Source organism: Actinospica robiniae DSM 44927 (assembly GCF_000504285.1).
In the GTDB taxonomy this organism is placed as follows: domain Bacteria; phylum Actinomycetota; class Actinomycetes; order Streptomycetales; family Catenulisporaceae; genus Actinospica; species Actinospica robiniae.
The window spans coordinates 6,306,560-6,332,958 of the sequence record NZ_KI632511.1; the positions used below are offsets into that span (position 1 = coordinate 6,306,560).

The 26,399-nt window shown below is 70.4% G+C and carries 19 protein-coding genes and 2 pseudogenes; 12 read left to right on the plus strand and 9 right to left on the minus strand.

All coding sequences use genetic code 11. From position 1 onward, the window contains the following. Window positions 1–30 precede the first annotated feature (30 nt). The 4 genes from ACTRO_RS26970 to rsmI form a co-directional block, all read right to left on the minus strand. Complete coding sequence (locus tag ACTRO_RS26970; RefSeq protein WP_245594502.1) at window positions 31–1,800, minus strand: resuscitation-promoting factor; 1,770 nt, start codon at window positions 1,798–1,800, stop codon at window positions 31–33. Window positions 1,801–2,121: 321 nt separating this feature from the next. After that, a complete protein-coding gene (locus tag ACTRO_RS26975) occupies window positions 2,122–3,018 on the minus strand; it encodes a TatD family hydrolase (RefSeq protein WP_034267469.1) in 897 nt (298 codons plus the stop codon). Between the two features lie 41 nt (window positions 3,019–3,059). After that, window positions 3,060–4,658: a methionine--tRNA ligase gene (gene metG / locus ACTRO_RS26980; protein WP_034267472.1), complete on the minus strand. Its 1,599-nt coding sequence runs from the start codon at window positions 4,656–4,658 to the stop codon at window positions 3,060–3,062. Between the two features lie 26 nt (window positions 4,659–4,684). Continuing rightward, complete coding sequence (rsmI, locus tag ACTRO_RS26985; protein ID WP_245594503.1) at window positions 4,685–5,620, minus strand: 16S rRNA (cytidine(1402)-2'-O)-methyltransferase; 936 nt, start codon at window positions 5,618–5,620, stop codon at window positions 4,685–4,687. A gap of 55 nt (window positions 5,621–5,675) precedes the next feature. Between rsmI and ACTRO_RS26990 the strand changes: the two genes are divergently transcribed. From ACTRO_RS26990 to ACTRO_RS51100, 4 genes and pseudogenes are all read left to right on the plus strand, one after another. Then, complete coding sequence (locus ACTRO_RS26990) at window positions 5,676–7,559, plus strand: dolichyl-phosphate-mannose--protein mannosyltransferase (RefSeq protein WP_051451455.1); 1,884 nt, start codon at window positions 5,676–5,678, stop codon at window positions 7,557–7,559. Window positions 7,560–7,664: 105 nt separating this feature from the next. Next, complete coding sequence (locus tag ACTRO_RS26995; protein WP_034267480.1) at window positions 7,665–9,530, plus strand: ABC-F family ATP-binding cassette domain-containing protein; 1,866 nt, start codon at window positions 7,665–7,667, stop codon at window positions 9,528–9,530. A gap of 151 nt (window positions 9,531–9,681) precedes the next feature. Beyond that, window positions 9,682–10,515 (plus strand): annotated as a pseudogene (locus ACTRO_RS49120) (helix-turn-helix transcriptional regulator); the annotation flags it as partial. 213 nt (window positions 10,516–10,728) lie between these two features. Then, window positions 10,729–10,932, plus strand: a pseudogene (locus ACTRO_RS51100) (response regulator transcription factor); the annotation flags it as partial. A 63-nt stretch (window positions 10,933–10,995) separates the two neighbouring features. On the opposite strand, the gene fdhD reads toward ACTRO_RS51100, so the two are convergent. Both fdhD and ACTRO_RS27010 read right to left on the minus strand, forming a co-directional pair. Next, complete coding sequence (gene fdhD, locus ACTRO_RS27005; RefSeq protein ID WP_034267486.1) at window positions 10,996–11,835, minus strand: formate dehydrogenase accessory sulfurtransferase FdhD; 840 nt, start codon at window positions 11,833–11,835, stop codon at window positions 10,996–10,998. A gap of 673 nt (window positions 11,836–12,508) precedes the next feature. After that, window positions 12,509–12,712, minus strand: coding sequence for a cold-shock protein (locus ACTRO_RS27010; protein WP_034267488.1), 204 nt, complete (start codon window positions 12,710–12,712; stop codon window positions 12,509–12,511). Window positions 12,713–13,016: 304 nt separating this feature from the next. On the opposite strand from ACTRO_RS27010, the gene ACTRO_RS27015 reads away from it, so the two are divergent. From ACTRO_RS27015 to ACTRO_RS27030, 4 genes are all read left to right on the plus strand, one after another. Further along, complete coding sequence (locus tag ACTRO_RS27015) at window positions 13,017–14,858, plus strand: ABC transporter ATP-binding protein (RefSeq protein WP_034267491.1); 1,842 nt, start codon at window positions 13,017–13,019, stop codon at window positions 14,856–14,858. Beyond that, window positions 14,855–16,774, plus strand: a complete 1,920-nt coding sequence (locus ACTRO_RS27020; RefSeq protein WP_245594504.1) for an ABC transporter ATP-binding protein — start codon at window positions 14,855–14,857, stop codon at window positions 16,772–16,774. The genes ACTRO_RS27015 and ACTRO_RS27020 overlap by 4 nt, the downstream gene beginning before the upstream one ends. A gap of 243 nt (window positions 16,775–17,017) precedes the next feature. Next, window positions 17,018–17,689, plus strand: a complete 672-nt coding sequence (locus ACTRO_RS27025; RefSeq protein ID WP_034267493.1) for a response regulator transcription factor — start codon at window positions 17,018–17,020, stop codon at window positions 17,687–17,689. A gap of 62 nt (window positions 17,690–17,751) precedes the next feature. Beyond that, the gene (locus ACTRO_RS27030) at window positions 17,752–18,975 is read left to right on the plus strand and encodes a sensor histidine kinase (protein ID WP_281177897.1); all 1,224 of its coding nucleotides are present in this window, start codon (window positions 17,752–17,754) and stop codon (window positions 18,973–18,975) included. A gap of 195 nt (window positions 18,976–19,170) precedes the next feature. On the opposite strand, the gene ACTRO_RS27035 is transcribed toward ACTRO_RS27030, so the two are convergent. Beyond that, complete coding sequence (locus ACTRO_RS27035; RefSeq protein WP_169739950.1) at window positions 19,171–19,710, minus strand: GtrA family protein; 540 nt, start codon at window positions 19,708–19,710, stop codon at window positions 19,171–19,173. Window positions 19,711–19,946: 236 nt separating this feature from the next. Between ACTRO_RS27035 and ACTRO_RS27040 the strand changes: the two genes are divergently transcribed. Next, a complete protein-coding gene (locus ACTRO_RS27040) occupies window positions 19,947–21,122 on the plus strand; it encodes a 5-(carboxyamino)imidazole ribonucleotide synthase (RefSeq protein ID WP_034267497.1) in 1,176 nt (391 codons plus the stop codon). Beyond that, a complete protein-coding gene (purE, locus tag ACTRO_RS27045) occupies window positions 21,115–21,633 on the plus strand; it encodes a 5-(carboxyamino)imidazole ribonucleotide mutase (protein WP_034267499.1) in 519 nt (172 codons plus the stop codon). Before ACTRO_RS27040 ends, purE begins: the two co-directional genes overlap by 8 nt. Window positions 21,634–21,708: 75 nt before the next feature. Here the strand turns inward: purE and ACTRO_RS27050 are convergent, their stop codons facing one another. After that, window positions 21,709–23,043 (minus strand): UDP-glucose dehydrogenase family protein, encoded by a 1,335-nt coding sequence (locus tag ACTRO_RS27050; protein ID WP_034267502.1) that lies wholly within the window; start codon window positions 23,041–23,043, stop codon window positions 21,709–21,711. 165 nt (window positions 23,044–23,208) lie between these two features. Here ACTRO_RS27050 and ACTRO_RS27055 point away from each other — a divergent pair, with 165 nt between their 5' ends. Then, window positions 23,209–24,366 carry an acyl-CoA dehydrogenase family protein gene (locus ACTRO_RS27055; protein WP_245594505.1) on the plus strand — a complete coding sequence of 386 codons (1,158 nt, stop codon included), beginning with the start codon at window positions 23,209–23,211 and terminating at the stop codon, window positions 24,364–24,366. Between the two features lie 121 nt (window positions 24,367–24,487). Here the strand turns inward: ACTRO_RS27055 and ACTRO_RS27060 are convergent, their stop codons facing one another. Continuing rightward, window positions 24,488–25,765 (minus strand): hypothetical protein, encoded by a 1,278-nt coding sequence (locus ACTRO_RS27060; protein WP_034267507.1) that lies wholly within the window; start codon window positions 25,763–25,765, stop codon window positions 24,488–24,490. A gap of 97 nt (window positions 25,766–25,862) precedes the next feature. On the opposite strand from ACTRO_RS27060, the gene ACTRO_RS27065 reads away from it, so the two are divergent. Next, window positions 25,863–26,390 (plus strand): acyl-CoA thioesterase, encoded by a 528-nt coding sequence (locus ACTRO_RS27065; RefSeq protein WP_157436466.1) that lies wholly within the window; start codon window positions 25,863–25,865, stop codon window positions 26,388–26,390. Window positions 26,391–26,399: the final 9 nt, after the last annotated feature.

A 26,399-nucleotide genomic window follows, 5' to 3' on the forward strand; every position in this document is an offset into this window, starting at 1 on the left:
CCGGCAATTCTAAGGCGGGGACCGGTCTGCCTACGTGAACAGCAAGTGCCCGCACACCGGCCACTGACCTGAGCCGCTGCGCTCGTAGAGGAGCTCGGCCAGATCGGTCTGCTCGGCCGCGCTCGCCTGGTAGGGGTAGCCGGTGCCGCCCAGCGAGAGCCAGGTGCCCTCCGAGAACTGGTACATGCCGTAGAAGCCGTTGCCGGTGTTCTCGGCCGGGTTGCCGCCCGACTCGCATTTGGCCACTGCCGCCCAGTTCAGGTCGGCCGCGTCGGTCGGGAGCGCCTTGGTGCCCACCGCGAGGACCTCGTCGACCGGCTCCTTGGTGACGACCTTCTTGATCGCCTTCGGCGCCTGCGACTTGCCGTTGACGATCAGGAGGGCGTAGGTGACCGTCTCCTCGCCGTCCACGCCCGCGGTCTTCACCGTGCTGGTGCCCGCGTAGGCGCTCGCGTTGGAGACCTTGCTGACGTTGTAGGGGATCGAGACCTGCTTGGTCTCGGTCGTCCCCTGTATCCGGTTGACCGAGATCGTCTGGCCGTCCTGCGGCACCGACCCGGCCGGCACCGAGGGCGCGTCCTGGTTGTGCAGCGCGATCCCGGCCTGGCTGATGGCCGCGCTCACGGTGGCGGCGGTCGTGTTCAGCGGCACGGTCTTGCCGTCCACCAGGAACGTCACGTGCCGCATGGTGTAGACCGACAGGCCGCTCAGGCCGCTGCGCGGGATCTGCATGGTCAGCGCGTCGTTGCTGCGCGCGCCGTCGGTGCGCACACCGAGCTCGCCCAGCGCCGCGCCGACGGTGGGGTAGTGCACCCACGTCGTGTGCTGCACGCCGTTGACGCTCAGCGACAGCTGTCGCCCGTAGCGCACCGTGATGGTCGCGCCGTCGGATGCGGAGGTGCCCACGGCCGGGGTGACGATGTCGCGGCTGCCGGTGCTGATGCCGTCCGCGGTGAGCACCGCGCCGACAGTGCCGGCGAAGGTGTGCACGGTCTGCGTCTGGCCGTCGACGGTCAGGGTGATCGACTTGTCGAGGGCCACGTAGGTGATCGCGCCGGCGACCAGGGCCGCGAGCACGGTGCCCTGCACGATCCGGCCCAGCGGGCCGGTGCGGGGCCGGGTGCGCAGCACGGGGGGCTTGCGGCCGGAACCCGCGGGCGCGGTCTCGGGGTCGCGGGCTCTGCCGCGGCGCGCGGGCGAGGAGGTCGGGTCGAACTCGTCGGGCGACGGGTCGAGCCCGGGCATCCCGGGCCGCCGCGAGGGTGCCTCGGCCGGCGCGGTGAGCAGATCGGTGGCGGTGGCCGTCGCGGTGCCCGCCCGGGTGAAGGACGCGGCCGCGCCGAACATCGGCGCGCCCAGGCCGCCGTGGCCGTAGCCGTCGCCGGACTCGGCGGGGTAGCCGCCCGGGTGGCCGTCGAAGCGCCCGGGGGCCTCGGGAGCGCCGTAGGGGCTCTCCGGGCCGTACTCGGGCGGGTAATCCGGCGCGTAGCCGGTCTCGGGGTAGACCCCCGGCTCGAAGGACGTCGCCTCGTAGGACGCGGCGGGGTAGTCCGGCTGGTAGCCGGGACCGGCCCCATAGGGCGCCTGTTCGAAGTACTCCGCCGAGGACTCGGCGTACGGGTCGTACGGGTACTGCTGCTGGTTGTACTGGTCCTCGTAGTAGTACTCGGCGGCTTCGGACGTCCCTTCGTGCCCCGGGTACGAACCGGTCCGGCCGTCGGGCGCGGCGTAGCCGCCGTTCCCGTCGGCCCCTGGTCCGTAAGCGGAACCATGAGGGGGGTTCGAGCGCGTACCGCTCACAAGTCTCCAGACCTCGTTGATCCCGGGCACCGCGGTTTCGGAGCGCTGCGGGCCAGCGTGGCTGGCGACCGCGGCGCGTTTCGCGGACCGCCTGGTCCACTCCGGCTCCGCCGATCCGGCTACCGAGCACCGGACTGTAACCGACTCCGGGCCAAGGTCGCTATACCCCGCCCCGGCGCCAGGCATAGTCGAATAGTCCGATAAGTACACTGCCATGTGGGACAAATGGGTGCATTGCGATAATGCGCTACGTCCGTCAGTGTGAGCTTTCTCCCATGTATGACCTATTTGGGTTAGCTCGAAGAGACTGTCGAGAAATGGTTACACGAGTTCGAATACGCGCCGGGTGTTGGCGTCGAGGGCGCCGCAGAGCTCCGCCACGTCCACGGCCAGCGTCTCGGCCATCGAACGGACCGTCAGCGGGATCAGATACGGTGCGTTCGGGCGTCCCCGATAGGGCACGGGGGTGAGGAAGGGCGCATCCGTCTCGACCAGTACGCGCTCCATCGGAGTCGCCCGCAGCGCGGCGCGCAGTTCGTCGTTCGCCTTGAAGGTGACCGGACCTGCGAACGAAAGGTAGTAGCCCGCCTGCGCGCAGTCCCGAGCCATCGCCGCGTCGCCGGAGTAGCAGTGGAAGACCACCCGGTCGGGCGCGCCCTCCTCGCGCAGGATCCGCAGCACGTCCGCGTGCGCGTCACGGTCGTGGATCACCAGCGCCTTGCCCACCCGCTTGGCCAGCGCGATGTGCCGCCGGAACGACTCCTGCTGGGCGGCCACCCCCTCCGGGCCGGTGCGGAAGTAGTCCAGCCCGGTCTCGCCGATCCCGACCACCTCGGGATGCACGGCGAGCTCCTCGATCCGCGCCAGGGCCGTCTCGAGGGCGGGTATCCCGCCCGGGCCGCGGTGCTTGTCCCGCCCGGCCCACGCGTCCATGTCCCCGAGCACCAGCCGGGGCGCCTCGTTCGGATGCAGCGCGACCGTGGCGTGCACCGAGTCGAAGGTCTTGGCCTGCAGCACGGCCCACTCCGAGGACGAGACGTCGCAGCCCACCTGGACCAGCGTCGTCACATTGACCGAGGCGGCCAGCTCCACCGATTCGGCCGGCGTGCGGCCTTGCATGTCCATGTGGGTGTGCGAGTCCGCCACCGGAAGCGGCAGCGGCTCGGGCACCGGCGGCGGAACGTCCTGCTGGGACTGCTGCGTCTTGGACTTGCCCATGGGACAAGTTTATCCGCGCACAGTCCCGGCAGAACCCGGCATCAGCCCTCGGTCCGCTCCTCGAGGCGCGGGAAGAGCACCGCGCCCTTGGTCACGGTCGAACCCGCCGGCAGCTGTCCCCAGCGCCCGGTGTCCTGCACCTTCTGCTCGGCCAGCGCGCCCAGCGACGCCTCGGCGCCGAGCGACTCCCACAGCGCCGCCGAGGACTTCGGCATCACCGGGTTCAGCAGCACCGCGACCGCCCGCAGCGACTCCGCGGCCGTGTACAGGATCGTGGCCAGCCGCGCCTGCCCGGCCGGCGACGTGTCCTTCGCCACCTTCCACGGCTCCTGCTCGGTCAGATAGCCGTTGACCAGCTTCACGAAGTCGAAGATCGCGTTGATCCCGCCCTGGAAGTCCAGCGACTCGCCGATCCGCTCGTCCGCCGTCGCCACCGCCGCGGCCAGCGCGTCCGCGATGACCTGCTCGGCCGGCCCGTGGTCGGTCGAGGCGGGCAGCACGCCCTCGAAGTAGCGGCCCACCATCGCCGCCACCCGGGAGGCCAGGTTGCCGTAGTCGTTGGCCAGTTCCGAGGTGTAGCGCGCGCTCAGGTCCTCCCAGGAGAACGAGCCGTCCTGCCCGAACGGGATCGCGCGCATGAAGTAGTAGCGGTAGGCGTCCGAGCCGAAGTGGTCGGTGATCTGCGCCGGGGCGATGCCGGTCAGCTTGGTCTTGGACATCTTCTCGCCGCCCACCAGCAGCCAGCCGTGGCCGAAGACCTTGTGCGGCAGCGGCAGGCCCGCCGCCATCAGCATGGCCGGCCAGATCACCGCGTGGAAGCGCAGGATGTCCTTGCCGACCAGGTGCACGTCGGCCGGCCAGGTGCGGGCGAACTTCTCCTCGTCCACGCCGTAGCCCACGGCCGTGGCGTAGTTGAGCAGCGCGTCGATCCACACGTACAGCACGTGCTTCTGGTCCCACGGGATCGGGATGCCCCAGTCGAAGCTGGTCCGCGAGATCGACAGGTCCTGCAGCCCCTGCCGGACGAAGGAGACCACCTCGTTGCGCGCGGTGGCCGGCTGCACGAAGTCGGAGTGCTCGTCGTAGTAGGCCAGCAGCTTCTCGGTGTACTGCGACAGCTTGAAGAAGTAGTTCTCCTCCGCGATCGTCTCCACCGGGCGCCCGTGCACCGCGCAGACCTTCTGGCCCTCGTACTCGCCGGTCCCGTCCTTCAGGTCGCCCGGAAGCTTGTGCTCCTCGCAGGCCACGCAGTACAGGCCCTCGTACTCGCCCTTGTAGACCTCGCCGGCGTCGTAGAGCCGCTGCCAGAACTCCTGCACCCGCTCGGTGTGCCGCTTCTCGGTGGTGCGGATGAAGTCGTCGTTGGCCGCGTCGATGGTCTCGAGCACCGGCAGCCACGCCTCGCGCACCAGCTTGTCGGTCCATTCCTGCGGCGAGAGGTTGTTCGCCCGCGCCGTGCGCAGCAGCTTCTCACCGTGCTCGTCGGTGCCGGTCAGGTACCAGACGCTCTCGCCGCGCTGACGGTGCCAGCGGGTCAGCACGTCACCCGCGGTCGTGGTGTACGCGCTGCCGATGTGCGGGGCGTCGTTCACGTAGTAGATCGGCGTGGTGACGTAGTAGGACTTATCGCTGGAGGCCATGGCCGCATTCTAAAGTGCGGCGTAGATCACCCAGAAATCCCGCCGTCCCCGTCGTCCTCCGCGGCGTCCGGCTCCGCGTCCCGGGCGGCCACCACGGCGTCGAACACGGTCCGCTTGGGCACCCCGAGTTCCGCCGCCACCGCCGCGATCGCGGTCTTGCGGTGCTCTCCGGCCGCCTCGCGCACCGCGACCAGATCGGCCAGCGACCGCGCACTGTAGTCCTTCGGTGACGGCGGCGCCGCGCCCGCCACGACGACGGTGATCTCGCCGCGCACGCCGTCCCGCGACCACTCGGCCAGCTCGCCCAGCGGTCCGCGCCGGACCTCTTCGTAAGTCTTCGTGAGCTCCCGGCACACGGCCGCCGGCCGGTCCGCGCCGAACGCCTCGGCCATCGCCCGCAGGGTCTCGGTGATCCGGTGCGTGGCCTCGAAGAAAACCATGGTGCGGCTTTCATCGGCCAGCGCGGCGAAGGTCCGGGCCCGCTCACCGGCCTTGCGCGGCGGGAACCCCTCGAAGCAGAAGCGGTCCACCGGCAGCGCCGAGAGTGCCAGCGCGGTCAGCACGGCCGACGGCCCGGGCACCGCGGTGACCCGGATCCCGGCCTCCACCGCCGCTGCCACCAGGCGGTATCCGGGATCGGAGACCGAGGGCATCCCCGCGTCCGTGACGAGCAGCACGTGCGCGCCCTCGACCAGCCGCGCCACCAGTTCCGGGGTGCGAGCGGCCTCGTTGCCCTCGAAGTACGACAGGATCCGGCCGACCGGCTCGACGCCGAGCTCCTGGGTCAGCCGGCGCAGCCGCCGGGTGTCCTCGGCCGCGATCACATCCGCGGTGCGCAACTGTTGCGCCAGGCGCGGCGGAGCGTCCGCCACGTCTCCGATCGGGGTCCCGGCCAGCACCAGCAGTCCGGATGAAGGGGCGGATTCCCGGACAACTCCGGACTCGGGGCGTGCAAGTTTCACGCCAACAATCATCGCTTACTACTGGTTCTCAGGCGTACTCAATACGATGGCCCGCGTGGACAGCGACGTGCAGAACGCCCAAGGGCCCGCGTACGACTCCGCCGGCCCGAACGAGTCGGCCGAGGCGGACTCGTCCGTGGCCACCGAAGTCCTCGCGACGCGTCGCCCGGACCAGGGCGAGGTGGCCGAAGACCTCGACGAGCCGGACGAGGACCTCGAGGAGCCGGAGGAGGAGAGCGCCTACGCGGCGCCGCGGCGGCCTCGGTGGCGCCGGGTCGAGCGCGGCCTGGTGTGGTGGCGCCCCGAGGGCGCGCCCCGCCCGGACGGACGCGGGTCGCTGACCGAGCGCCTCGTGCCGCCGTTCTACCCGGAGTTCTTCCGCGGCGCCGGCTGGATCATGCCGCTGCTGGTCACCATCGTCGGCGGCTTCATGCGGTTGTGGAACCTGGCCCAGCCCAACAAGATCATCTTCGACGAGACCTACTACGCCAAAGACGGCTGGTCGATGTGGGTCTACGGCTGGGAGCACAACTGGGGCGGCAACGCGAACAACTCGTTCGAGATCTGCGGCAAGTACGGCTGCCAGGCCACGACCCAGTGGAACCCGGGCCCCGAGTTCGTCGCGCACCCGCCGTTCGGCAAGTGGATCATCGGCTTCGGCGAGAAGATCTGGGGCCTGAACCCGGTCGGCTGGCGGCTGATGGAAGCCGTCCTCGGCACGCTCGCCATCTACATCCTGGCCCGCACCGCCCGCCGCATGTTCCGCTCCACCCTGATGGGCGTGATCGCCGGGCTGTTCCTGAGCTTCGACGGCCTGGCCTTCGTGATGGCCCGCACCGCGCTGCTCGACGGCATCCAGATGTTCTTCATCCTGGCCGGCTTCTCCTGCCTCGTGGTCGACCGCGACAAGGTGCGCGAGAAGGCGGCCAGATGGGCGGCCGAACACCCGCGCGAGACCCCCTGGCTGGCCGGTGAGCACGGCCCGAAGTTCGGATTCCGGGTCTGGCGCCTGGCCGCCGGCATCAGCCTCGGCCTGGCGACCGCCACGAAGTGGAACGCGATCTTCTTCGTCGCCTCCTTCGCCGTCTTGACCGTGCTGTGGGACCGCGGCACCCGTCGCGCGCTCGGCCTGCGCTACCCCTCGCTCTCGACCCTGCGCCGGGACGTCGGCTGGGCGTTCTTGAGCATGCCGGTGACGATGGTCGTGGTGTTCGTCTCCACCTACGCCGGCTGGATCTTCAACACCTCCAACGGCGGCGGCTACAACCGTTTCTGGGCCAACTCGAACCCCGCCTACGGCTTCCCCGACGTGCCCTTCCACCGGCAGCTGACCGAGCTGTTGCCCGCCTGGGTGCGCTCGCTGTGGAACTACGTCCACGCTCAGTACCAGTTCGACGCGAACCTGCAGTCGCCGCACCCGTACATGTCGAACCCGTGGTCCTGGCTGGTGATGGGCCGCCCGGTGGCGTTCGACTACAACTCGCCGAAGATCGGCCAGTCCGGCTGCACCCCGGCCATGGGCAGCTGCTCGCAGGAGGTCCTGGCCCTCGGCAACCCGTTCCTGTGGTGGCTGGCCACCGCGTCGATCCTGTACATGCTGTGGCTCTGGATCGGCCGTCGCGACTGGCGCGCCGGCGCCATCCTGCTGGGCATCGGCGCCGGGATCCTGCCGTGGATGCACTACGCCGAGCGCACGATCTTCTCGTTCTACGCCGTCGCGTTCGTCCCGTTCATGTGCCTCGCGGCCACGATGAGCGTCGGCGCGATCCTGGGCCGAGCGGACGCGCCACCGGTCCGGCGCGCCTGGGGCGCGGCCGTCGGCGGGGCGATGGTGGTGGCGATCGTGGGGATCTTCATCTACTTCTACCCGATCTACACCGACCAGACGATCTCCTACAGCGACTGGTCCTCGCACATGTGGTTCCAATCCTGGATCTAGCCCGGCGTCCGGCTCCGGCCTGGCGTCGGTCTGGCTCGGAGCCGGCTCCGGCCGGCTCCCGCCGGCGATTCCTGGATCTGATCGTCTCCCGCGTAGGCTGAGCGGGTGGCGAATCTGGTCAACATCGAGTCGGTCGGCAAGGCGTACGGCACCCGGACCCTGCTCGACGGCGTCTCCCTCGGCCTGGCCGAGGGAGAGCGCATCGGCGTGGTGGGACGTAACGGCGGAGGCAAGTCGACGCTGCTGAAGCTGCTGGCGAAGATCGAGCAGCCCGACTCGGGCCGGGTCGTGCACAGCGGCAACGTCCACGTCGTCGTGGTGGGCCAGCACGACGAGCTCGACGCCGAGCGCACCATCCGCGATCAGCTGCTCGGCGGCCGTCCCGAACACGAGTGGGCGGGCCAGTCGCAGGTGCGCGACGTGCTCACCGGCCTGTTCGGCGGCATCGACGCACCCGGCTTCCCGGACGGCCTCGACACGATCGTCGGCCCGCTCTCCGGTGGCGAGCGCCGCCGGATCGCGCTGGCGAAGGCGCTGATCGAGCCGGACGCGAGCGACCTGCTGATCCTGCTCGACGAGCCCACCAACCACCTCGACGTCGAGGGCATCGCCTGGCTGGCCAAGCACCTGCGCGGCCGCCGCAGCGCGCTGTTCGTCGTCACCCACGACCGCTGGTTCCTCGACGAGGTGTGCGAATACACCTGGGAGGTGGCGGGCGGCCGCGTGCACGCGTACGAGGGCGGCTACTCGGCGTTCGTGCTGGCCCGCGCCGAACGGGCCAGGGTCGCCTCGGCGGACTGGGACAGAAAGCAGAACCTGCTGCGCAAGGAGCTGGCGTGGCTGCGCCGAGGAGCTCCCGCGCGCACCTCGAAGCCGAAGTTCCGCATCGACGCCGCGAACGCGCTGATCGCCACCGAGCCTCCGGCCCGCGACAGCGCCGAGCTGACGCGCTTCGCCTCGGCGCGCCTCGGCCGCACCGTGTACGAGCTCGAAGACGTGACGTACGCCGTCGGCGAGGGCGAGCAGCGGCGGCCCCTGCTCCAGCACGTCACCTGGCAGCTGGGCCCCGGCGAGCGTTTCGGCATCGTCGGCGTGAACGGGGCCGGCAAGACGAGCCTGATGCGTTTGCTGACCGGAGTGGTGCAGCCGGAGAGCGGCCGGGTGGTCACCGGCGTGACCGTGCGTCAGGCGACGCTGTCGCAGGAGATCACCGAGATCGACCCGAGCTTGAAGGTGCTCAAGGCGGTCGAGGAGATCAAGGGCAGCATCGACCTCGGCAAGGGCCGTGAGATGACGGCGTCGCAGCTGCTCGAGCGGTTCGGTTTCGCCGGTGAGAAGCAGTGGACGCCGGTGGGCGACCTGTCGGGCGGTGAGCGGCGCAGGCTGCAGCTGCTCAGGCTGCTGATGGCCGAGCCGAACGTGCTGCTGCTGGACGAGCCCACGAACGACCTGGACATCGACACCCTGCAGGCCCTCGAAGACCTGCTCGACGGCTGGCCCGGCTCGCTGCTGGTGATCTCCCACGACCGGTACTTCCTCGAGCGCGTGACGGACCGGATCTACGCCCTCCTGGGCGACGGAACGGTCCGCATGCTGCCCGGCGGCGTCGAGGAGTACCTCGTCCGCCGCGCCGCGCTGGCCGGGTCGGCGGGGTCGGCCGGGTCGGGTGCCGGGTCCGGAGCAGGGGCCGGAGCGGGAGCCGCCGGCACCTCCGCGCAGGCTGCCGCCGCCGGATCGGCGACCGCGGGTGCGTCGGGGTTGTCCGCGAAAGACCAGCGCGCGGCCCAGAAGGAGCTCGCGCGCATCGAGCGACGCCTGGACAAGATCGGTACGCAGGAGAAGGTCCTGCACGACCGCATGGCCGAAGCCGCGACCGACTACGCCAAGATCGCAGAACTCGATGTCCAGCTGCGCGAGCTCGCCGACGAGCGGATGCGCCTGGAAGAGGAGTGGCTTGAGCTGGCGGAGTGATTAGTCGGATAAGAACCCGAAGAGTCGGGATGGGTGGATTCCGCGGAAAAGACTGCTTCTGTCGGTAGTGCGACGTACCGTGGAAACAGTTGAGGCCACAGCGAATAGGGCGCGTGGCCGGACACGGGGAACCCAAGGGGGCCGGCACATCATGTCCGACATCACCGAGCCGGAATACAGCGCGACGGCAGGCGGCATCGCGTCCACCGGAGCGTTGTACGGCAGGGCCACGCCCGTGCCCGCCCCCGCCGTCCTCCAGGCGACCGCGCAGCTGTGTGGGGCATCCGGGACGCGCCGCATCGCCGCGCCCGTGGCCGCGTCCGCCGGGCCTGCGGCCGCGGATCCTGTGCCCGCGGAACCTGCGCCCGCGGAACCTGCGCCCGCCGCGCAGCAGCCTGCTCGGGCTGCTCGAGCGTCGCCCATCGATATCGAGCCGGGTCGCACGCGCCCGGCCCAGATCCTCGAACCCTGCGATACCGGGGACGACGCGCTCGCCGTGTGCCGGGCCCTCGACCGACCTCTGGAGGCCTTATCGAGCCTCATCGAAGTGGTCGTCGCCAGCCACCCGCATCAGTCCGAGGGTCTGCGCGCCCTGCTCGAGCGCGTCGGCAACCAAGCGGCAGTGCTTCACGCCTTGGTTCAAAGAGCCTTGGCAGAGAGCGCATCCAGCCTGACCGGCTCCGCTCCGGGAGCATCCGCCACCTTCAGCGCCGGCGTCGCTTCAATTCCCGCTTCCGCCCCCGCCGGTGACGCTGCTCCCGCCGCCGCTCGTGCTCCCGCTGCCGGTTCCGCGTCCGTGCCCGCGCGCGACGTCGGCCAGCGCGCGGCTCTACGCAAGCTGACCGAGCGCGAACACCAAGTCCTCGTCCTGGTGGCGGACGGCCTGGCGACCGCAGAGATTGCCCACAGGCTGGGGATAACCTCTGCGACCGTCCGAAGCCACGTCCAGAACATCCTCACCAGACTCGGCGTCTGCAATCGTCGGCAGGCCGCCGCGCTCCTCACCGGCCGATTGCCGCCCCCGGCCAAAGCCCGACTTCGTGCCGCGCGTCGCGTGCCCGTCCCGCCGCGACCTCAGGTGGAGCTCGAAGCGGATCCCTCGCGTCCGCAACAGATTCGCCTCGCGGCCGCCGCGCCGGTGCAGCACGGCACGTCGACGAGGCGGAGCGTCCGCAGCAGCGGAGCAACGTCGTCCACTGTCACTCGCCTCACCAGCCGGGAGGTGCAGGTGCTCCGCTGCCTCGCAGCAGGGCTTGGACGGTCCGAGATCGCTGAGAGGCTCTACGTTTCTCCGCACACGGCACGCACCCACATCCAGCGGGTGTTGGCGAAGCTCGGAGTGCACTCCGCTCTCGGGGCGATGGCGGTCGCACGCGATGTCGGCCTGGCGCCGGCAACGTGATTGCTTGAGCGCTGACGCGACGGCGGGAGGAGGCGAGATACGAGGACGGTGCCGCAGAGATCCTCAGGGGAGCGCGATGCGGTCCGGGCGGGTGTAGACGTTGGCCCGCTGGCCGCGGACGAATCCCGCTAGCGTGACGCCGGCGGTCTCGGCCAGGTCCACGGCGAGGGACGAGGGTGCGGAGACCGCGGCCAGCACCGGGATTCCGGCCGCTGCGGCCTTCTGGACGAGCTCGAATGATGCGCGACCGCTGACCGCGAGCAGCGCCCCGCGCAGCGGGAGCCTGCCTTCGCGCAGCGCCCAGCCGACGACCTTGTCGACCGCGTTGTGCCGGCCTACGTCCTCGCGGGCGATGAGTATCGTGCCGTCGGCTTCGAAGAGTCCGGCACCGTGAAGTCCGCCCGTCGAATCGAACATCTTCTGCCGCTCGCGCAGACGATCGGGAAGGGAGTAAAGGACTTCCGGGGTGATGGTCACCGGGTCGTCCGCTACAGACCAGCACGCGGTCGCCCGCACTGATTCGATCGAACTCTTTCCGCATATGCCGCACGCGCTGCTGGTGAAAGTGTTGCGGTGCAACGACCACGAGGGCTCTGGCGCGTCGGGCGAGAGATCGACCTCGACGATGTTGTACGGGTCGTGCTCATGCCCGTCGTCGCCGTGGCGGTTGTCCGTGCAATAACGCATGCGCGCCAACTGCTCGCGGCCGCGCACTGCGCCCTCGCTCAGAAGGAATCCGGCGACGAGGTCGAAATCGTCGCCCGGCGTGCGCATGGTGACCGCGACCTGCCGACCGCCCACTCGTATCTCGAGGGGCTCTTCCGCGGCCAGACTGTCGCGTGCGCCGACCGCGCCCGTGCCGTCCAGCCGCAGCACTGTCGTGCGCGTGTTCACCTTGGCCATAGCTTCCAGACTAAAGCGTGCTCGGGGCGGTGGCCTGCGGGTGGGTGTCCTTCGCTCGCCGGAGGACGCGGGTTGCGGGCCGGGCGGCGCGCGACAGCCCATCCCGCTCGACGCGCGCACCACTGCGAAGCGCGGCGCACTATCGCGGTGTGGAAGCGGCGGCGCGCCGTCTCCAGAAGCGGTCCGCGCGGCCCATGGTGTGCGACACTCATTATTCGTGGCGGATTGACGATGCGTGGCACTTCATTCGTCGTGGCGAGGGTGAGCGCGAGGACGAGCCGCCGGCCTACAACACGCGGCATGCACAAGGCCCCCGGTCCCAAGTGGGGACTCAGGGGCCTCGAGCTCAAGCGCTGTCGTCCCGCACTACACGCTGGGCGGGCGGTTGGGACGGCGAGAGCTTAGGTCGTGCTCTTGACGCTTCGTGAATTCAAGCCTTCGCGGGCTGCGGGCGCGTTGCGGCGAGGCATTCCCGGGCGCATCCGGGCCGCTCGACGAATCGTGCGGACTCCGTACGGGCTCCGTGCGGACCTGCGCAGACCTGTGCGGGTCCGTGGGGTGCTTGCGCGAACGCGCGTGGCCGCAGAGCAAGGCTGGAGCGGCCGCTGCTTGCGCGCGGCGCTCTGGTTGCCTGCCTTTGCCTGCGGCGGTCTTCCCCGCTTGAGCCGTCTTCTTACAGCGCGCGGACGTGCTCGGCCTGCGGGCCCTTCGGGCCCTGCGTGACGGTGAACTCGACGCGCTGGTTCTCCTCCAGGGTGCGGTAGCCCGCGGAGTCAATCGCCGAGAAGTGCACGAACACGTCGGCGCCGCCATCGTCCTGGGAGATGAAGCCGTAGCCCTTCTCCGAGTTGAACCACTTGACCGTACCGGAAGCCATTTTTCTCCTTGGTGAAAACAGGGGGACGTCGAACGAAACGCACACCGTGTGCGTCCCGGGTTGCCGTTTCGTGACCGTCCCGCCCGCTGGCTACCGCGGAGGGTGGCGCCGCAAACACAAAGGCCCGCGGCCGTACTCCCGCGGGCATTCAACGAAGCATTCAGGGAACTGCAGCTGCAACCAAGGCCCACCCTAGCACGCTCGGGCCCGTTCGCAGGGTCCCTCGTGCGAGTGATTCCGCCGGGGCTTCCGGGCAGGGAAAACCGGTGGAAATCAGGGGCGCAGACGGCTTACGGTCGTTATCATGCCCCCCTCCTTGCCGCCAGGCAGTTCACCCGTCCCCTCTCCACCCCATACGACCGGACAACTCGCCTCGCTGTGGAGGCTTCGCCGCTACGTTCGGCCCTACCGGGCCAAGATGGCGGTGATGCTCGTGGTCGCGCTGGCCTCGACCCTGATCGGGGTCGCGGTTCCCCTGCTGACCAGCACCGTCATCAACGGGCCGCTGCGCACCGGCGACCGGGATGCGCTCTGGCTGCTCGGGCTCTACGCCCTGCTGTTCGGGCTGGCCGAGGCGGCGCTGATCCTCACCCGGCGCCTCACGCTCGCCAGCAGCGTGCTCGGGATCGAGCGCGATCTGCGTGACGACCTCTACGAGCACCTGCAGCACCTCGACGTCGGTTTCCACGACAGCTGGCAGTCCGGGCAGCTGGTGAGCCGGATGACGAGCGACATCTCCTCGATCCGGCGGTTCTTCGGGTTCGCGCTGATCTTCCTCGTGGTCAACTCGATCACCTTCGTCTCCGTCGGCATCCTGTTGATCGTCATCGACCCGCTGCTCGGCGGGATCGTGGTGCTGTTCGGCGTGCCGCTGAGCATCGTGGTGTTCCGCTACGAGAAGGTCTACCGCCGCAACATCCGTGCCGTGCAGGACCAGCAGGGCGAGGTCGCCACCGACGTCGAGGAGTCGGCGCTCGGGATCCGGGCGATCAAGTCCTTCGGGCGGCGCGACCTCTTCTTCCAGCGGTACGACGCCAAGGCCGTGCACCTGCGTAAGCTCCAGCTCGCCCAGATCCGGACGCTGGCGCACATCTGGGCCATGATCATCGCGCAGCCGCAGACCGTGCTCGCTCTGCTCACGCTCTTCGGTGTGGCCGCGACGGCGGCCGGCAAGCTCAGCCTCGGCACCCTGGTCGCCTTCGTCGCGCTCTACCAGATGCTGATCTGGCCGATCGAGTCCTCCGGCTGGCTGCTGGCCGCCTCCCAGGAGGCGAACACCGCGGCGGAGCGCATCTTCGAGGTGCTCGACGCGCAGCCGACCATCGTCGAGCCGGCCGAGGCGCGTTCCTCGCACGGAACGGGACGGCTGGAGTTCGAGAACGTCGGCTTCTCCTATCCGGGGTCCGACGAGTTGCTCCTGACCGGGATCAACCTGGTCATCGAGCCAGGTGAGACGCTCGCCGTCGTGGGGCCGACCGGTTGCGGCAAGACGACGCTGACCGCGCTGGTGCCGCGGCTTTACGACGTGACCGAGGGGCGGGTGCTGCTCGACGGAGTGGACGTGCGCGAGCTCTCGCTGTCCGACCTGCGCACGCGAGTGGCCTGCGCCTTCGAGGACCCGACGCTCTTCTCCGCCAGTGTGCGCGAGAACCTGGCGCTCGGCCGTCCCGATGCGGACGAGGAACAGGTCGAGGAAGCGCTCCGGGTGGCGCAGGCGCAGTACGTCCACGATCTTCCGTGGGCGCTGGACACGCGAGTGGGCGAACAGGGCATGTCGCTCTCCGGCGGGCAGCGCCAGCGGCTCGCTCTGGCGCGCGCGGTGCTCGGACGCCCGTCGATCCTCGTGCTCGACGATCCGCTCTCCGCACTCGACATCCACACCGAAGGCCTGGTCGAGCAGGCACTGCGCTCGGTGCTGGCGGAGACCACCGGCCTGGTCGTGGCGCACCGGCCCTCGACCGTGCTGTTGGCCGACCGGGTGGCCGTGCTCGGGCCGGCGCCCGGCGGCGGCACGACGGTGGTGGCCGAGGGCACCCACCACGAGCTGCTCGAGCACAACGCGGTCTACCGCGACCTGCTCTCGCAGAGTTCCGATCTGACCGAGCTCGCCGACCTGTCCGAGCTGGCTGAGGAGGTTGTCCGTTGACCACCGCCGTCGACACACAGAACACTGACGCGTCCGAGGACGCGTCGATCGATCCCGTGCCCGTGGACGACTGGCGCGGAGTCGCGGCCGAGGACAGCGACGAGGTCTCGGCGAAGGGCGGGGTGTTCCTGCGCGCCCGGTCCCGCCGCCTGCTCGGCTCGCTGATCCGGCCGCATCGCAGGGGCCTGCTTCTGGCCACGGTGCTGATCATCGTGGTGACCGCGTTCGAGATGTGCGCGCCCTACCTGGTGTCGGTGGGGATCGACGACGGCATGCCCGCCGTCAAGCACGGGGACTGGACCCCGATCGCGCTGGCCGCCGTGGGCATCGGCGGCTCGGCGCTGTTCGGGTCCACCCTCCGGCTCAAGTTCCTCACCCTGGCCGGACGGATCGGCCAGGACATGCTGCTCGAGCTGCGGCGGCGGGTGTTCAACCAGTTCCAGGCGCTGCCGATCGCCTTCCACGAGCGCTACACCTCCGGCCGGGTGATCTCGCGGCTGACCAACGACCTCGACGCGCTCAACGATCTGATCAACTCCAGCCTGGACGGGCTGATCAGCGCTCTGCTGAACATCGTGGTCATCGGCGCGCTGCTGGTCGTCATCGACCCGCTGCTCTCGCTGATCGTGCTGGTCTGCCTGCCCGCCCTGGGCGGGCTGCTGGTCTGGTACACCAAGGGTTCCCGGGTGGCCTACCGGCGGCAGCGGGCCGCGGTGGCGGCGTGCATCGTGCAGTTCGTCGAGACGCTCAACGGCATCCGCGCCGTGCAGTCGTTCCGGCGGGAGGAGCGCAACCGCGAGATCTTCGGCAAGCTCAACCAGGACTACGTGGACGCCAACGCCAAGAGCATGATGATGTTCGGCTGGTTCATGCCGGGCATCGTGGCGGTGGGCGCCACCGCCACCGCGGCGGTGCTGGTCTTCGGCGGCTTCCAGGTGATGGACGGCGATCTCCAGGTCGGCCTGCTGACGGCGTACATCCTCTACATGCGCAAGTTCTTCGACCCGATGCAGGATCTCGCGGTCTTCTACACCTCCTACCAGTCCGCGACGGCCGCGCTGGAGAAGCTCTCCGGCGTGCTCGAGGAGCGGCCGGAGGTGCCGGAACCGACCGAGCCGCGGGACCTGCCGGAGGCGGTGGGCGGGCACGTCCGGTTCGCCGACGTGCGCTTCTCCTACCCGAAGCGGGACAAGGACGAGGCCGAGCGGATCATCCTGCCGAGCCTGGATCTCGACATCCCGGCCGGGCAGACGGTCGCGCTGGTCGGGGCGACCGGTGCGGGCAAGTCCACCCTGGCCCGGCTGATGTGCCGCTTCTACGACCCGATCGCGGGCACGGTGGAGCTGGACGGGATCGACCTGCGGGACCTGCGCGATCGCGATCTGCGCCGCGGCGTGATCATGGTGACGCAGGAGAACTTCCTGTTCAGCGGGTCGGTCGCGGACAACATCCGGTTCGGGCGGCCGGATGCCACGGACGCGCAGGTGCAGGAGGCGGCGCGGGCGATCGGCGCGCACGAGTTCATCTCGCGCCTGCCCGAGGGCTATCAGACCGATGTGAAGAAGCGCGGCGGGCGGCTCTCGGCCGGGCAGCGGCAGCTGGTGGCGTTCGCCCGGGCGTTCCTGGCGGATCCGGCGGTGCTGATCCTCGACGAGGCCACCTCCTCGCTGGACGTGCCGAGCGAGCGGCTGGTGCAGCGGGCGCTGCGCACGATCCTGGCGGATCGCACGGCCCTGATCATCGCGCACCGCCTGTCCACGGTGGAGATCGCGGACCGGGTGCTGGTGATGGAGGCCGGCCGGATCGTCGAGGACGGCGAGCCGGACGTGCTGATCGCCTCGAAGGCCGTGGACGTCGGCGATGCGCCGTCCCGATTCGCCGCGCTGCACGAGGCTTGGCGCGAGTCGCTGGTGTGAGGCCGGCGCTCGCCGGTCAGACGACGGAGGTAAGGCCGGGCCCGGAATCGTCCGGGCCCGGCTCGATTGTTCGGTGGATACGCGGCAATGGTCGGCCGACGCACTGGTGATAAGGCCCCATTTGTTGGACCGAAAGAGTGGCAAGCGCGGGGAACAGTGACAATTGGTCTCAATAAGGCAGCCAAATGGGCAGAATTCGGGCGGGAGATGTCGGATTCCCCTGCGAAGTCCTACGATCTGCCCATGACCCGGGTTTTGCTGGCAGAGGACGACACCGCGATCGCCGATCCGCTGGCGCGGGCACTTCGGCGGGAGGGGTACGAGGTCCAGGTGCGCGGCGACGGGCCGACGGCCCTGGAGCACGCCATGTCCGGGGCGGTGGATCTGCTCGTGCTCGACCTCGGTCTGCCGGGGATGGACGGGCTCGAGGTGTGCCGCCGGCTGCGCTCGGAGGGCCTGGGCTTCCCGGTGCTGGTGCTCACGGCGCGCGCGGACGAGGTGGACACGGTCGTCGGACTCGACGCCGGCGCGGACGACTACGTGACCAAGCCGTTCCGGCTGGCCGAGCTGCTCGCCCGGGTCCGGGCCCTGTTGCGGCGCGGCGCGCCGGAGACCGCGAGCACGGCCCGCGGCGTGCGCATCGACGTCGAGTCGCACCGCGCCTACCTGGGCGAGGAGGAGCTGAACCTCACCGCGAAGGAATTCGACCTGCTGCGTGTGCTGGTGCGCGACGCCGGCCGGGTGATAACCCGCGAGCAGCTCATGCGCGAGGTGTGGGACACCACCTGGTGGTCGTCCACGAAGACTTTGGACATGCACATCTCCTGGCTGCGCAAGAAGCTCGGCGACGACGCGGGCAATCCGCGGTTCATCTCCACCGTGCGCGGTGTCGGCTTCCGTTTCGAACGAAGCTGAGTCCGGGCCGGGCGGGGAAAGGGCGCGGGTAGGCGGAGATGCGGGGCAGGCTCATCCGGTCGATGGTCACGGCCGTGTTCCTGGTGACCATCCTGCTCGGCGTGCCCTTCGCCATCCTGGACGACAAATTCGTCACTCGTTCGGAGCAGGACTCGCTCAATCAGGAAGTCCAGCGCATCGGGATACTCACCGACGTGCAGCTGACCGCGGGGCAGTTCGACACCGGTGCGCTCACCTCTGACCTCTCGCCCGGCCGCAATGCGCGGATCGAGTTCCCGGTGGGTTCGGACGAATCCTCGGTGAGCCTGGGACCGGCGATCGCCGACCAGCCGCACCGGAGCGAGGTCTACCAGGGGCGCGAGGGCGAGACGGTGGTGGTCAGCGAGTCCTGGCAGCCGATCGTCCAGCGCATCCGGCTGCAGCTCTCGCTTCTGGTCGCGGCCGCGCTGGCGGCCTTCGCCGCGGCGGCCGGCGTCGCCTACTTGCAGGCGCGGCGTATCTCGCGGCCGTTCCACGAGCTCGCGGGCACGGCCGAGCGGCTGGGCGCGGGGGACCAGCGGCCGAGGCACCGGCGCTACGGCATCGCCGAGCTGGATCGGATCGCCGAGGTGATCGACCGTTCCGCGGACCGCGTGTCGCGGGTGATGGCGAAGGAACGCAGGCTCGCCGCGGACGCCTCACACCAGCTGCGCACGCCGCTGACCGCGTTGTCGATGCGGCTGGAGGAGATCAGCGAGGCGGCCGACATGGAGACGGTCAAGGAAGAGGCCGCGATCGCGCTGACCCAGGTGGAGCGGCTGACGGACGTGGTCCAGCGGCTGCTGACCGACTCCGGCGACACCCGCCGCGCGGACACCGTGGGCACCCCCACGGACATCGACCTGATCATCCGGCAGCAGATCTTCGAGTGGCGCCCGGCCTTCCGCAGCGCCCGGCGCCCGATCCGCGTCGACGGCGGCCGCGGGCTGCTCGCCGCGGCCACGCCGGGCTCGTTCGCGCAGGTGCTGGCGACGTTGCTGGAGAACTCGCTGATGCACGGAGCCGGCCCGGTGACGATACGAACGCGCACCGCCGGTGGCTCGGTGGTAGTGGAAGTCTCAGACGAGGGCCCGGGCGTGCCGCCGGAACTCGGCGCGCGCGTCTTCGAGCGGGCCGTCTCCGGGCGGGCCTCGACCGGCCTCGGACTGTTCGTGGCACGCGAACTCGCGGAGGCGGACGGCGGACGGCTGGAGCTGCTGCAGCAGCGGCCGCCGGTGTTCGCGCTCTTCCTGCCGAGGTTCGGCTGAAGTTCGGCTGGACGGGTGACGGGGACGTGCGGGAAGGCCCGCTGAGCCGCGTCAAGCCGCGTCTAGAGCCGTGGAGGGCACTCGGGCGCAAGACGACCGGGATGAGGCCCGCGCCGCGCAGGCGTGCCGCCCAGGCGGGAAACGGGCAGAAGAAAGCCCCCCGCCGCAGTGCGACGGGGGGCTGAGGTTCTCGGGTCAGCGGGAGGTCTTCGACAGCAGCGCGCCGGAGCCGGAGCGCGGGGCTTCGGTCTTCAGCTGCGAGGTGGGCAGCGGCTCGCTGTACGGGAACTGGTCGCCGGCCAGCGCGGGCTCGGCCTCCGGGAAGATGAAGGTGCGGTAGCACCAGAACCGGAAAGCCATACCGATGCCGATACCGAGAATGAACTTGCTGAAGAAGATCTCGAAGTGACTGTCCAGGTCCATCACGTAGTAAGTCAGAGCCGTGATGCCGGTCTGGATCGCGATGGCGATGCCGTTGATCGCGAGGAACAGAACCACCTCGCGGGAACCGCCGGACTCGCGCTCCTTGTAGGTCCAGTAGCGGTTGCCGATGTAGGCGACGCCGGTGGCCACCACGTTCGCGACGATGTACGCCGTGAGCTCGTCGTTCTTCTGCACGACCAGGTAGGCGTAGTTGATCGCGACGGTGACGAGATAGGCGATGCCTCCGACGGCGCCGAATTTCACGACCTCGTGGACGAGGTGCTGAACGCGGCTGTACGCAGCACTAGCCAATGCCACCGTGGGTACCTGCCTGACATTTCCGGGAGCAGTACGTGTACGAGAGTAGCCGCTTCTCCTGAAGGCATGCCGCCGCTCAGCCGGTCGTAGCAGAGCTGTGACGGATCTGATGGCGGTTGGAGAGCCGTCCGTCCTCGTGGGTCTCCGGCCGCCGGCCGGGGACACCCAAGGACAAACTAAATCATATCGGGCGCCCGGGCGCCCGGCGCGGTTCGACTAGGCTGGGGCGCGTGAACGAGCTCGTCAGCCCCACCCCTCCCACAGGTCCGACCGTCGGTGTCATCGGCGGCGGCCAGCTCGCCCGGATGATGCAGCCGGCCGCCGTCGCGCTGGGCCTGCATCTGCGCGTGTTCAGCGCGAGCCCGCAGGATTGCGCGAACCAGGTGATTCCGGACGTCGTGCTAGGCCAGGTGGATGACGTCGAGGCCGTGCTCGGCTTCGCCCGCGGCTGCGACGTGATCACCTTCGAGCATGAGCACGTGCCGGCCGAGGTGCTCGAGCGGCTGGTGCAGACGGGTATCCCGGTCCGGCCGGGGCCGCAGGCGCTGCTCTACGCCCAGGACAAGGGCGAGATGCGGGCCCGCCTGAGCGCGCTCGGGCTGCCCTGCCCGGCGTGGCGGCTGGTGGCGACCGGGGCCGAGGCGGCGCAGTTCGCCGCCGAGACGGGCTGGCCGATCGTGCTCAAGGCGACCCGCGGCGGATACGACGGGCGCGGCGTCTGGGTGGTGCAGGACGAGGCCGCGGCCGGGCGTGTCGCCGCCGAGGCCGCCGAGCGCGGGGTCAAGCTGCTCGCGGAGGCCGCCGTGCCGTTCGTACGGGAGCTGTCCGCGCAGGTGGCCCGCTCGCCGCACGGCCAGGCGGTGGCGTACCCCGTCGTGCAGACGGTGCAGCGCGAGGGCATCTGCCGCGAGGTCTACGCGCCGGCGCCCGGGGTGGACGAGGACGCCGCGCTCGAGGCGCAGCGGATCGCGCTGACCATCGCGAAGGAGCTCGAGGTCACCGGCATGCTCGCGGTCGAGCTGTTCCAGACCGCGGACGGCGCGCTGTGGATCAACGAGCTCGCCATGCGGCCGCACAACTCCGGGCACTGGAGTATCGACGGCTCGCTGACCAGCCAGTTCGAGAATCACCTGCGGGCGGTGCTGGACCTCCCGCTCGGCGCGCCCGACCCGCACGCGCCGCTGGCCGTGATGGCGAACGTGATCGGGCTGGATCTGCCCGATCTGTATCCGGCGTACCTGCACTGCCTGGCCCGCGACCCGGGCCTGAAGATCCACACGTACGGCAAGGCGGTCAAGGCGGGGCGGAAGATCGGGCACGTGACCGTGCTCGGCGCCGACCTCGACGACTGCCTCGAGCGCGCCCGCCACGCGGCGGCCTATCTGAGAGGCGAGATCGATGAGTGAGTTGACGGGCGGCCGGCCCGTGGTGGGGATCGTCATGGGTTCGGACTCGGACTGGCCGACCATGCGCGCCGCCGCGGAGGCGCTCGACGACTTCGGCGTGCCCTACGAGGCGGACGTGGTTTCCGCGCACCGGATGCCGAAGGAGATGATCGAGTACGGCGAGCAGGCGGCCGAGCGCGGCCTCAAGGTGCTGATCGCCGGTGCCGGCGGCGCGGCGCACCTGCCGGGGATGCTGGCCTCGGTCACCCCGCTGCCGGTCATCGGCGTGCCCGTGCCGCTCAAGTACCTGGACGGGATGGACTCGCTGCTCTCCATCGTGCAGATGCCGGCGGGCGTGCCGGTCGCCACGGTCTCGATCGGCGGCGCGCGCAACGCGGGACTGCTCGCCGCCCGGATCCTCGCCACGCAGGATGCGGACCTGATGGGCGCGATGCGCGAGTTCCAGGCGCAGCTGAGCGCACAGGCGAAGGCCAAGGGCGCGGCGCTGCGCGCCTCGGTCGGCCGCGCCTAGAAACCACGGATCCCCCGGACGCGCAGTTCGCGTCCGGGGGATCTGCTTTCCGCGGAAGTCGCAAGTCGCAGACCGCTACGGCCGGCCGAGCGCGCGGTAGCTGAACCCGGCGGCGCGCCAGCGCTCCTGGTCGAGGGCGTTGCGGCCGTCGAGCACGCGGCGCTCGGCGACGACCTCGCCGACGGCGGCCGGGTTGAGCTCGCGGAACTCGGCCCACTCGGTCAGGTGCAGGATCAGGTCGGCGCCGCGGGCGGCCTCGAGGGCGGAGTCGACGTAGTGCAGCGTCGGGAAGTCCTTGGCGGCGGTCTCGTTGGCCTTCGGGTCGTAGACCGAGACCTGGGCGCCCTGGAGCAGGATGGAGGCCGCGACGTTGAGCGCGGGCGAGTCGCGCACGTCGTCGGTGTTCGGCTTGAACGCGGCGCCCCAGACGGCGACGTGCTTGCCGAGGAACGAGCCGTCGCACTCCTGCCGGGCGAGCTCGACGGTCCTGGCCCGGCGGCGCATGTTGATCGCGTCGACCTCCTTGAGGAAGGCCAGCGCCTGGTCCACGCCGAGCTCGCCGGCCCGGGCCATGAACGCGCGGATGTCCTTGGGCAGGCAGCCGCCGCCGAAGCCGAGGCCGGGGACCAGGAATCGGCCGCCGATGCGCGGGTCGAGGGAGAGCGCCTGGGAGAGCTGCATCACGTCGGCGCCGGCCGCTTCGCAGACCTCGGCCATGGCGTTGATGAAGGAGATCTTGGTGGACAGGAACGCGTTCGCGGCGGTCTTGACCAGCTCCGAGGTGGCCAGATCGGTCACCAGCAGCGGGACGCCGGCCTCGGTCAGCGGTGCGTACAGCTCGCGTAGCGCCTGCTCGGCCACCTCGTCGGCCACGCCGATGACCAGGCGGTCGGGACGCAGCGTGTCCTCGATCGCGAAGCCCTCGCGCAGGAACTCGGGATTCCAGGCCAGCCGCATCTCGTCGGCGGCGGGAGAGAGCGAGCGCAGCCGCTCGGTCAGCCGGCCGGCGGTGCCGGCCGGGACGGTCGACTTGCCGACGACGAGGGCGGCGACGTCGAGCAGCGGGGCCAGATTGTCGAAGACCGACTCGATGTACGCGGTGTCCGCGGCGTACTCGCCCTTGCGCTGCGGGGTGTTGACGCACACGAAGTGGACCGTCTCGCCGCGCTCGTCGCCGCCGAACTTGGCGACGTCCGCGTACGAGGTGGTGAAGCGCAGCCGGCCGGAGGCCACCTGCTCGGCCAGCAGCTCGTCGAGGCCGGGCTCGAAGAACGGAGTGCGCCCGGCCGCCAGGGCGGCGATCTTCTCGGCGTCGACGTCCATGCCGAGCACGTCGTAGCCCAGCGACGCCATGCTCGCGGCGTGGACCGCGCCGAGATAGCCGGTCCCGATGACGGTGATCCGCTTCACGTGTTCGCTCCTTCTCGCACCGTGGTCACCGCTGCCGTCGCCGCGGCCGTGGTCTGTCAGCCACCCCAGGGTAACGAGCCCGCCGGAGCATTGTCTGCGGCGCTTCGGGCGGAGTCGTCGGCCCAAGACCTGGCAATTTCCCTACTGATGGGTAACATGGGCTTCGTGACCCAGGAATTCGATCTCTACGCCGTGCGCGAAGAGCACGAGCTGCTGCGCGAATCCGTGCGCGCGCTTGTGGAGAGCAAAATCGCGCCCTACGCCGCCCAAGTCGACCACGACGCCCGCTATCCGCAGGAGGCGCACGACGCCTTGCACGCGGCGGACATGGCGGCCATCCACATTCCGGAGGAGTACGGCGGCGCCGGGGCGGACGCCCTGGCCACGTGCATCGTGATCGAGGAGGTGGCCCGCGCCTGCGTGTCCTCCTCGCTCATCCCGGCGGTGAACAAGCTCGGCACCATGCCGGTGATCCTGGCCGGCTCGGAGGAGCTCAAGCAGCGCTACCTGCCGCCGGTGGCGCGCGGCGAGGCGATGTTCTCCTACGCGCTGAGCGAGCCGGACGCCGGCTCCGACGCGGGCGGGATGACCACCCGGGCCGTGCGCGACGGCGACGGCTGGCGGCTCAACGGCGTGAAGCGGTGGATCACCAACGCGGGCGTGTCCGACTACTACACCGTGATGGTCGTGACCGAGCCGGGCATCGGCACGCGCGGCATCTCGGCCTTCGTGGTGGAGAAGGCGGATGAGGGCGTCTCCTTCGGCGCGCCGGAGCGCAAGCTCGGCATCAAGGGCTCGCCCACCCGCGAGGTCTACTTCGACAACGTCTGGATCCCGGGCGACCGCATCATCGGCGAGCCGGGCACCGGCTTCAAGACCGCCATGCGCACGCTCGACCACACCCGGGTGACCATCGCCGCGCAGGCGGTCGGTGTGGCCCAGGGCGCGCTCGACTACGCGACGAACTACGTCAAGGAGCGCAAGCAGTTCGGCAAGGCGATCGCGGAGCTTCAGGGCGTGCAGTTCATGCTCGCGGACATGGGCATGAAGCTCACCGCGGCGCGTCAGCTCACGTACGCCGCCGCGGCCAAGTCCGAGCGCAACGACCCGGACCTGACCTACTTCGGCGCCGCGGCCAAGTGCTTCGCGTCCGACGCCGCGATGGAGATCACCACCGACGCGGTGCAATTGCTGGGCGGATACGGGTATACGCAGGATTACCCGCTCGAGCGGATGATGCGCGACGCGAAGATCACCCAGATCTACGAGGGCACCAACCAGGTGCAGCGCGTGGTCATGGCACGCCAGCTGCTCAAGGGCTGATCAGAGCTCAGGGCTGATCAGGCGCAACCCGCGTCCCCGTCCCCGCCCCCTCACCTGGGGGCGGGGACGCGGTGTTTCCGCTGTCCCTGCCCCGTGACCGCGTTCAGGCCGTTCTGGCCGCTCAGGCGAAGTCCTCGCCGAGGTTGCGCAGGCCGGCGATCCGGCCGCGGCGCGGGCGGACGGAGACCTCGACGACGTCGCCGACCCGCAGGCTCTCGTAGGTGCGCGGACCGAGGTTCAGGCGCACGCTCTCCGGCGCGCGCCCGACGTCGAGGACGCAGTAGTACCTCGACAGATTGCGGCCCGCGGTCCGGTTGGTGCGCGCGTCGGCGTCCTCGACCGCCCACAGCCGCGCGATCTTGCCCTGCAGCACGAGGCGCTTCGGCAGCTTCCGGCGCAGCGCGGTCCGGATCCCGATCGCGGCGAAGTAGGCGAGGGGCAGGCCGACGAACGCCACCGCGACCGCCGGCGAGATATGGCCGCTCCGGTGGCTCTGGACGATCGCGGAGCCGACGCAGAAGGTGCCCGCGAATATCCCGCCGGCTTGCGCCGGGCGGGCGCCGGAGTCTCGGTAGACCTCGCGTGAGCGCAGATCCAGCGGATGCCAGGAGCCCCCGTAGCTGGACCAGATCTGATGCTCGGGCAGCGGGCTGAGCTGTTCCGGCAGAACTCTGCGATCAGGGCTCTGCGCGGGCTGGGCGGGCGACGGCACGGCGACCGGTTCACGCGGGTACGCCGCCGCGAGCTCGGCCACACCGGCCTTCGTCACGCGCACGCGCGACGCCGACGCGCCGAGGACCAGGGCCAGCGTCTGCACGGTGATGAACGCGATCGCTTGAGGGAACGGCTGCTTCACGTAGTCCCCGAGCGCTACCGCGATCAGGACGCTCGGCAGCAGGCTCGTCATCAGCAGCGCCCGCCGCGCCACCGGGCGCGCGGCCGGCTGCAACAGGCCGCGGGCCACCGCTTCCTCGCGCACCGCCTCGTCGAAGAGGTAGCTCCAGCCGAGCGCCGCCCGGTCTTCGTCGGCCCGCAGCGAGGTGAGCGGGATCGGCGCGCCGCGCGGCCCGGAACGGTGGCACACCCGCGCGAGCAGCAGATTGAGATACTCCGGCAGCAGCCTCTCGTCCGGGAGCGCGGCCGGGCGGATCATCGCAGGGCCCTGGGAGTCGGCGGGGATGATCTCGATCACGTTGCGCGCGGCGAGTTCCATGACCGCCGAGTTGAGCACGCGCGGGTCGTCGTCGCGGCCGGGCGCCACCAGCAGCGTCCGCACCGCGGCCGGGGTCGGGCCCGGCAGGCCGTGCTCGCGCCGGCCCCGGCCACGGAGGAAGACCGCGCCGAGGCCGGCGACCCACACCGCGGCGGTACCGATGGCCAGGAGCACTGTCGCCGGCATGTCCCGTCCCCTCCGTCACGCCTGCGCCGGTCGCGCGGCGGACACTTCCGGGCAGCATAGAGCGCCCGGAGAGTACTGGGGAGATCCGGATGCGATCATGGCTGGCATGACCCTCAAGCCGGTTTCTCCCGCGGTCTCGCGCATCGCGCTCAGCCGCATCATGACGCAGGCCGATGTGAACCTGCTCGGCACCGTGCACGGCGGGGTGATGATGAAGCTCGTCGACGACGTCGCCGGACTGGTCGCGACCCGGCACAGCGCCGGACCGGCGGTGACGGCGGCGATGGACGAGATGCTCTTCCGCTTCCCGGTGCACGTGGGCGATCTGGTGCACACCTACGCGCAGGTGAACTGGACCGGGCGCACCTCGATGGAGGTCGGCGTGCGGGTCGAATCCGAGCCGTGGGACGTGCCTGAGCGCACGCCGCTGCACGTGGCCACCGCGTTCCTGGCCTTCGTCGCCATCGACACCGACGGCAAGCCGCGCTCGGTGCCGCCGCTGCTGCTGGAGTCCGCCGAGGACGAACGCCGCTTCCACGAGGCCACCATCCGGCGCGAGCACCGGCTGGCCCGGCGCACCGCGATCGCCCAGTCGCGCAGGGGCGAGGCGGAGCCGGAGCGGTAGAAGCAGGCG

Coding starts and splice junctions, on each gene's coding strand:
- ACTRO_RS26975 (WP_034267469.1), bottom strand. CDS start 3,018: ATGGGCAAGTCCAAGACGCAGCAGTCCCAGCAGGACGTTCCGCCGCCG.
- metG (WP_034267472.1), bottom strand. CDS start 4,658: ATGGCCTCCAGCGATAAGTCCTACTACGTCACCACGCCGATCTACTAC.
- fdhD (WP_034267486.1), bottom strand. CDS start 11,835: ATGGCCAAGGTGAACACGCGCACGACAGTGCTGCGGCTGGACGGCACG.
- ACTRO_RS27010 (WP_034267488.1), bottom strand. CDS start 12,712: ATGGCTTCCGGTACGGTCAAGTGGTTCAACTCGGAGAAGGGCTACGGC.
- ACTRO_RS27015 (WP_034267491.1), top strand. CDS start 13,017: ATGCCCCCCTCCTTGCCGCCAGGCAGTTCACCCGTCCCCTCTCCACCC.
- ACTRO_RS27025 (WP_034267493.1), top strand. CDS start 17,018: ATGACCCGGGTTTTGCTGGCAGAGGACGACACCGCGATCGCCGATCCG.
- ACTRO_RS27030 (WP_281177897.1), top strand. CDS start 17,752: ATGGTCACGGCCGTGTTCCTGGTGACCATCCTGCTCGGCGTGCCCTTC.
- purE (WP_034267499.1), top strand. CDS start 21,115: ATGAGTGAGTTGACGGGCGGCCGGCCCGTGGTGGGGATCGTCATGGGT.
- ACTRO_RS27060 (WP_034267507.1), bottom strand. CDS start 25,765: ATGCCGGCGACAGTGCTCCTGGCCATCGGTACCGCCGCGGTGTGGGTC.
- ACTRO_RS27065 (WP_157436466.1), top strand. CDS start 25,863: ATGGCTGGCATGACCCTCAAGCCGGTTTCTCCCGCGGTCTCGCGCATC.